This window comes from Kitasatospora sp. NPDC047058 (assembly GCF_040643935.1).
GTDB lineage: Bacteria > Actinomycetota > Actinomycetes > Streptomycetales > Streptomycetaceae > Kitasatospora.
Window position 1 is genome coordinate 1 of sequence record NZ_JBEYVJ010000756.1, and the last position, 1,944, is coordinate 1,944.

Sequence of the window (1,944 nt, forward strand, 5' to 3'; positions counted from 1 at the left end):
GCTCGATCGGTCCGCGGGCCGCCCGGCGCCGCCGCGCGGCCAGCCGGGTGGCCAGCTTGCGCGCCAACGGGTGCACCGTGCGCCGTAGTTCGGCGAGCTGGTCGCGGCCGGCGGTGAGGAAGTCGATCCGGTCGGCGGTGGGTGCGACGGCCCGCTCGGCGATCCGCTCGGTGCCGCGCACCTCGGCCACCCGGCGGCGCGCCTCGGTGCCGACCATCGCGCGGAAGCCCTGGATGCGGCGGCGGATCTCGTCGGCGAGCAGCCGGTCGGAGACGTCGCCGGGGGTGTCGGGCGCCGGCCCGTCGCGCAGCGCCGCCAGCACGCGGGCCAGCAGCGTCTCGGGTGCGAGCCGGCCGAGCGTCTGGTGGGCGGACCAGCCGTCCGAGCCGGGGGCGGCGCCGGCGCCGTACCGGCCGAACGCGGCCACCGCCTCGCCGGCCAGCCGGGCCTGTGCCGCCCGGTCGTCGGCGGCCAGCGCGGCGGCGAGGCGCTCGCGGAGGTCCTCGCGCAGCGCCTCGGGATGCGCGGAACCGGGGGCGCCGTCGGCCCCGGCGGTCTCCGTCCCGTCCGCCGCCGCGGCGGTCCGGGCCGCCTCGGGTGCGCCGACACCGAGCGGGAAGTACAGGTCGAAGGCGGCGTCGTAGACGCCGCGCTGCCCCTCGGAGCGGAGCAGGGCGGCGGCCAGCCCGGCCCGCAGCTGCTCCCGGTCGGCGAGGCCGAGGACCTCCGTGACGGCGGCCGCGTCCACCGTCTCGGCCGGGCCGATCCGCAGGCCGTGGCCGCGCAGCGCCCGGACCAGACCGGTCAGCCGGGTGGCGACGTCGGCCCGTGCCGGGTCGGTGGGGGCGCTCATGCCAGGGTGAACTTCTGCGTGGCCCTGAGGACGTCGTCCTGGTGCTTGAGGATGACCCCGAGGGTGTCGCGGACCACCGTCTCGTCCAGGGTGTCCGCGCCGAGGGCGAGCAGCGTCCGCGCCCAGTCGATGGTCTCGGCCACCGAGGGCGCCTTGCGCAGCTCCATGGCCCGCAGCGCCCCGACCACCCGCACCAGCGACTCGGCCAGGGCGGCGTCCAGGCCGGGGACCTTGAGCCGGACGATCCGGCGCTCCAGCTCGGCGTCCGGGTAGTCGAGGTGGAGGAAGAGGCAGCGGCGGCGCAGCGCCTCGGAGAGGTCCCGGGTGGCGTTGGAGGTGAGCAGGACGAACGGCCGCCGGGTCGCGGTGATGGTGCCCAGCTCCGGGACGGTGACCTGGAAGTCGCTGAGCACCTCCAGCAGCAGCGCCTCCACCTCGACGTCGGCCTTGTCCATCTCGTCGATCAGCAGCACGGTCGGCTGGTCACCCCGGATGGCGGTCAGCAGCGGCCGGGTGAGCAGGAACTCCTCGCCGAAGATGTCGGTGCGGGCCTGGTCCCAGCCCTCGTCGCGGCCGGCGGTGATCCGCAGCAGCTGCTTGGCGTGGTTCCACTCGTAGAGCGCGCGGGCCTCGTCGATGCCCTCGTAGCACTGCAGCCGGACCAGCCGGGCCCGTCCGATCTCGGCCACCGCCTTGGCGAGTTCGGTCTTGCCGACCCCGGCCGGGCCCTCGACGAGCAGCGGCTTGCCGAGCCGGTCGGCGAGGAAGACGGTGGTGGCCACCGCGGTGGAGGCCAGGTAGCCGGTGCCGGCCAGTTGGGCGGCGGCATCCGCCGCCGACTCGAAGAACCCGGTGCCGTCGCCGCGCATGTGCTCCACTCCCCGTCCGCCTGGCCTGCCGTGCGTTGTGCTCCGCACCCTACCGGCCGGTCACTTCGCTGTCCCGGCCGTGGCCGGCGGACCTGCGGGCGGACGGGGACGCACCCGGCCGGGGCGGGACGGCGGGCGGCGGCCGACATTCTCGGCGAGGACGTCGGCCCGGTCGCCAAGTCCGTAGGGCAGATGCTCAAGACGGCGAGCGCGAAGGATGCC

At 76.4% G+C, this 1,944-nt stretch carries 1 protein-coding gene and 1 pseudogene; both read right to left on the minus strand.

What is annotated here, in order from left to right; all coding sequences use genetic code 11:
• Positions 1 to 853: pseudogene (locus tag ABZ885_RS40185) on the minus strand (hypothetical protein); the annotation flags it as partial.
• Positions 850 to 1,722, minus strand: a complete 873-nt coding sequence (locus ABZ885_RS40190; RefSeq protein WP_360200011.1) for a MoxR family ATPase — start codon at positions 1,720 to 1,722, stop codon at positions 850 to 852. The gene ABZ885_RS40190 and the pseudogene ABZ885_RS40185, both read right to left, overlap by 4 nt.
• Positions 1,723 to 1,944: the final 222 nt, after the last annotated feature.